Annotated in this window: 6 protein-coding genes; 4 read left to right on the forward strand and 2 right to left on the reverse strand. The window is 48.1% G+C overall.

Annotation, left to right across the window (positions count from 1 at the left end; all coding sequences use genetic code 11):
* Positions 1-205, reverse strand: a 205-nt coding sequence (locus WBV75_RS10220; RefSeq protein WP_424120514.1) for a type II 3-dehydroquinate dehydratase, incomplete at its 3' end; no start/stop codon positions are given.
* A 156-nt stretch (positions 206-361) separates the two neighbouring features.
* Positions 362-859 carry an outer membrane beta-barrel protein gene (locus WBV75_RS10225; protein ID WP_424120515.1) on the reverse strand — a complete coding sequence of 166 codons (498 nt, stop codon included), beginning with the start codon at positions 857-859 and terminating at the stop codon, positions 362-364.
* Positions 860-1,021: 162 nt separating this feature from the next.
* Here WBV75_RS10225 and xerD point away from each other — a divergent pair, with 162 nt between their 5' ends.
* From xerD to WBV75_RS10245, 4 genes are all read left to right on the forward strand, one after another.
* On the forward strand, positions 1,022-1,921 hold the full coding sequence (gene xerD / locus WBV75_RS10230) for a site-specific tyrosine recombinase XerD (RefSeq protein ID WP_424120516.1): 900 nt from the start codon (positions 1,022-1,024) through the stop codon (positions 1,919-1,921).
* Between the two features lie 116 nt (positions 1,922-2,037).
* Complete coding sequence (locus tag WBV75_RS10235) at positions 2,038-3,450, forward strand: amidohydrolase (protein WP_424120517.1); 1,413 nt, start codon at positions 2,038-2,040, stop codon at positions 3,448-3,450.
* 118 nt (positions 3,451-3,568) lie between these two features.
* Positions 3,569-4,063: an RNA polymerase sigma factor gene (locus tag WBV75_RS10240; RefSeq protein WP_424120518.1), complete on the forward strand. Its 495-nt coding sequence runs from the start codon at positions 3,569-3,571 to the stop codon at positions 4,061-4,063.
* 3 nt (positions 4,064-4,066) lie between these two features.
* Positions 4,067-4,714 carry a hypothetical protein gene (locus WBV75_RS10245; protein WP_424120519.1) on the forward strand — a complete coding sequence of 216 codons (648 nt, stop codon included), beginning with the start codon at positions 4,067-4,069 and terminating at the stop codon, positions 4,712-4,714.
* Positions 4,715-4,792 lie beyond the last annotated feature (78 nt).

Here is a 4,792-nt window from a genome sequence, read left to right on the forward strand (position 1 = left end):
TAATACCGTCGTAACTAAAACCTACCTCTTGCAGTTTATCAATCAGTTCCCCTTCAATATTCGACTGGAAATACTCCAATTGCACTTCCCGGAATTGAAATTGAAGCTGACCGAAAAAATCCTCAAAAGTCTTACTGCCGTAAAGTTCCGGTTCCCGCTTACCGAGCAGGTTTAAGTTGGGGCCATTGATGATGATAAGTTTCATGCGGATGGTATTTGTAAAGTGATTAAACACTTTCGGACGGGGTAAAAATACAAAGTTAGCCCAATACACCTTTGTCGGCGGTAGGAAAGCTGACATCCAGACAAAAAAAAAGCGGAGGGAATCCCTCCGCCTTTATAAAGAGTTCCATCCTCTGGGCTAAAGCAGACTAAACATAACGCCGAGTGAAATAGTCGACCAGGTAAAACCGTCCAGGCTGATCCCGGTGTAGGAAAAATTAAGTTCCGTGATGTCGCTTAGGCTATAGGCCACAATGGGGCGATAGTAAAAACCGCCATCATTCCCGTCGTTTATACCAATGGCATACCCTATATCTGCACCCGCGCGGAATTTGTCCGTCACGTGGTAACGTCCGGCTGCTGCGATTGGAATGAACTGCACGTCATCTGCATCCACTTCAATTTCGCCGAAATCAATGGTTTTCCCAAAGGCATTGGTAAAACCAGTGGCAACACCTACATCCAGGGATTCGGCCACATTCCATAAATAATTGGCGTCCAGCCCCAGGCTAAAACTCGAAAAATCGGAGGCATCCCCAACGGGTAACCCCAAATTGATTCCCACATTCAGGCCTTCCTGTGCCTGAAGGGTGGCACCAAATAGTAACATACAACCAATAACTAAAATTTTTCTCATGATTTCTCATTTTAAATGATGTTCAAAACTACCGTACTCTATGTGTAAATCAGTTACTTATGTTGTGAAAGTACTGATTTATGTAGGAAAAATCCTAATTCTACAAGATTTCCCATTTCCGGGAGGTGGAATAAGAAGCTCTCTTCAAGTATCTTTACCCCTGTGAAATGGAAGCACGCCCTTTCGGATTATACACACTATCTAAGGCTCGAACGCGGTCTCTCGAAGAATTCAGTTCAGAATTACGGGCGCGACCTGGCCAAACTCGCCGCCTTCCTGGAGGAAGAACGACAGGGGGTATCACCCCGGGTAACAGCACGTGAAGACCTCGAGGCCTTTGTCCATAGCCTGGACTCCACGCTCCACCCCAGATCTCAGGCCCGGATCATTTCCAGTCTCCGCGGATTTTTCGCCTGGGTACAATTGGAAGATTACAGGACAGACAATCCCATGGAGCTTATTGAAGCTCCAAAACTCGGAAGAAAGCTCCCGGACACACTCAGCGTTAATGAAGTACTCACCATGCTTTCCAGTGTTGACCGCTCAACCCCGGAAGGGGAGCGCAACAGGGCCATCCTGGAAACACTTTACGGCTGTGGGTTACGGGTATCCGAACTCCTGGATTTACGTATGAGCGACTTATTCTTCGAGGAAGGCTTTTTAAAAGTATTGGGTAAAGGCAGTAAGGAGCGCTTTGTCCCTGTAGGGCCGGTCACGCAAAAACACATTAACCTTTACAGGGAGCAGGTGCGAACGCAGCAAAATCCGGGAAAAGGCTATGAAGATACGCTGTTTCTGAATCGAAATGGACGCAGGCTCTCCCGGGCCATGATCTTTACCATTGTGAAACGGCAGGCGGAGAAAGCCGGCATACGTAAAAATGTAAGCCCACATACTTTTCGCCACTCCTTTGCCTCCCACTTGTTGGAAAATGGGGCGGACATCCGGGCCATCCAACAAATGCTGGGGCATGAAAGCATCACGACTACAGAGGTTTATATGCATATAGACCGTCAGCATTTATCGCAAATTGTCAATACCTACCACCCGAGAAATTCCTGAAACCCTTTTTCAAAAAGGCGGAAAATCAATAATGATTTCGCGCTTATATGAGAACACTTGATTTAATCACAGGTTCTCGTATCTTTAAAATCGCTTAACCCTTAAAATCCAACCTGATGAAATCCTGTTTATCCATCCTTTCTTTCTTTATCGTATTGGGCCTGGGCGCCCAGGAAAAAGTTCTAAAAAACCTCGATTCCCAATCGAAAAAATATGAGGCTATCGCCCTGCAGATCTGGGATTGGGCTGAAATGGGGTATCAAGAGGTTCAAAGTTCGGCCCTGCTTCAAGAAACGCTGTCTGAGGCGGGTTTTCGAATTGAAAAGGGAGTTGCCGGCATCCCAACAGCTTTCGTGGCCGAATACGGGAGCGGAAGCCCGATTATTGGGATTTTAGGGGAATATGATGCCCTGCCCGGGCTTTCCCAAAAGGCGGTGCCCCAAAAAGAAAGTGCGGAGGGGGTTGCGGGCCATGCCTGCGGCCACCACCTCTTCGGTACGGCTTCAACTGCTGCTGCTATCGCTGTTAAAGACTGGCTAAAGGCCCGTGGAGGACAGGGGACCATTCGCTTTTATGGATGCCCGGCCGAAGAAGGCGGATCGGGGAAAGTATATATGACCCGAGCCGGATTGTTTGACGACCTGGATGTCGCCCTTCACTGGCATCCCGGGGACCGGAATGACGCCAGCGCCAGTGCGGCCCTCGCCAACAAATCTGCAAAATTTCGCTTCCACGGGGTCTCTGCCCATGCCGCAGGAGCTCCCGAAAAAGGGCGATCCGCCCTGGACGGCGTAGAAGCCATGAACGCTATGGTAAATATGATGCGGGAGCACATTCCACAGCAGGCGCGTATACATTATGTGATTACCGATGGGGGAAAAGCCCCCAATGTCGTCCCGGATTTCGCCGAAGTCTATTACTACGCGCGTCACAACAGCCGGGATGTGGTCATCGATATCTTCGACCGTATGGTAAAAGCAGCTGAAGGGGCAGCCCTGGGAACGGGAACGCAAATGGAATACGAAATGATTGGAGGAACCTACGAATTACTACCCAATGTTCGTCTGCAGCAAATTGTACATAAAAACCTGGAAGCCATCGGGGGAGTCACCTATTCCCCCCAGGAATTGCAGTTTGCCGCGGCAATTTCAAAGTCCCTCGGGCAGGAGAGCCTGCAACCGGAGGTGGCCAGCGGGGTTCAGCCCTTTAAAACCGAAGGAAGGGCCTATGGATCTACAGATGTTGGGGATGTCAGTTTCAGGGTACCTACAGCGGGCATCCGTATCGCCACCTGGGTTCCCGGTACGCCGGCCCACAGCTGGCAGGCTGTCGCTGCCGGAGGCACAGGTATCGGTACAAAGGGAATGATGGTCGCTGCCAAAACCCTCGCTTCTACAGCTATCGACTTGTATTCCAATCCCAAAGCCATTTCAGAGGCCAAAGCCGAATTCCAGGAGCGCCTTGGGCCTGACTTCAATTATGTCCCCCTCCTTGGCGATCGCTCCCCGGCCCTGAATTACAGGGAATAAACACCTGCTCCCAAGGGAGAGTGTGGATAAAAAATGCACCGGGACAGGTCTTTTGAAAGGTTCTGTTGTAACAAATCCCTGAACCCGGCTACTAATCTGTAAGAACTGCTAACCAACAGTGAATAAGGAGCTCGAGCACCAATTTGTAACGGAACTGGAGAACAATCAGAATATTGTTCATAAGGTATGTAGCCTGTATGCCAACAACCGGGATGCCCACAATGATTTATTCCAGGAAATCACCATACAGCTCTGGAAAGCCTATCCGAAATTCAGGGGGGACTCCAAATTCAGCACATGGATGTATCGGGTTGCCCTGAATACGGCGATTACCCTTTACCGCAAATCAAAAAGGAGGCCCGCTACTTACGATTATGACTCTGTGGTATACAAGATAAGCGCCGAGGAGTACGATCCTACACAGGAGCAACAACTGAGCCTTATGTACAGTGCCGTCAGGCAACTCTCAGATATTGACAAGGCCCTTGTTTTCTTGTATTTAGAAGATAAGAACTATAGTGAAATCGCTGAGACACTGGGTATTTCAGAAGTGAATGCCCGTGTAAAAATGAACCGAATAAAGACCAAACTGAGAACCATTCTGAATCCGTAGACTATGCTAGATGAACTGGATTTATTAAAGAAAGACTGGCAAAAAAAGGAAACCAACCTGCCCCGCCTCACCTATGAGGAAATTTACAAGATGATTTGGAAGAAATCTTCCTCTGTGGTTCGGTGGATTTTTTATATCAGTATTATCGAGTTTCTCTTACCGCATCTGCTTTACCTGATCCCCTCCTTCCGGAATGAAATGGATTACAACTTCGCCAAAAGCCTTGGCATTGATAAATGGATCATCGCCCTGACCATTACACAGTATGCCGTAGCGATTTACTTTATTTTTCAATTCTATAAACGCTACAGGGAGATCTCTGTCCTGGATGACGCCAAAAAGCTGATGAACAAGATTTTCAGGACACGGCGGACCGTAAAACACTACGTCCTGTTTTGCCTCACAATGGTTTTACTGATTTTTGGAGTGTTTATTGTCGGTATGGCCCTGGATAACAATCTGGTCGAAACATTGAATATTAAAAATCAAAATGTAGACCCCGATCAACTCAAGTGGTTGCTCATAGGGGTTATGACTGTAGCCGGAATTCTCTTTACAGGCCTTTTGGCGGGTATCTATTTTCTGCTTTACGGATTGCTGACCCGGAAATTAAGTCGGAATTACATCGAACTTAAACGTATGGAGGCTTAATCCGGATTGGGCTCTGGACTGGGTTCCCGATCGGGTCTGAAACGGCGTTCGTTATTCGCTTCTTCATAGGCCATCAAC

The organism is Robiginitalea sp., assembly GCF_049588695.1.
In the GTDB taxonomy this organism is placed as follows: domain Bacteria; phylum Bacteroidota; class Bacteroidia; order Flavobacteriales; family Flavobacteriaceae; genus Robiginitalea.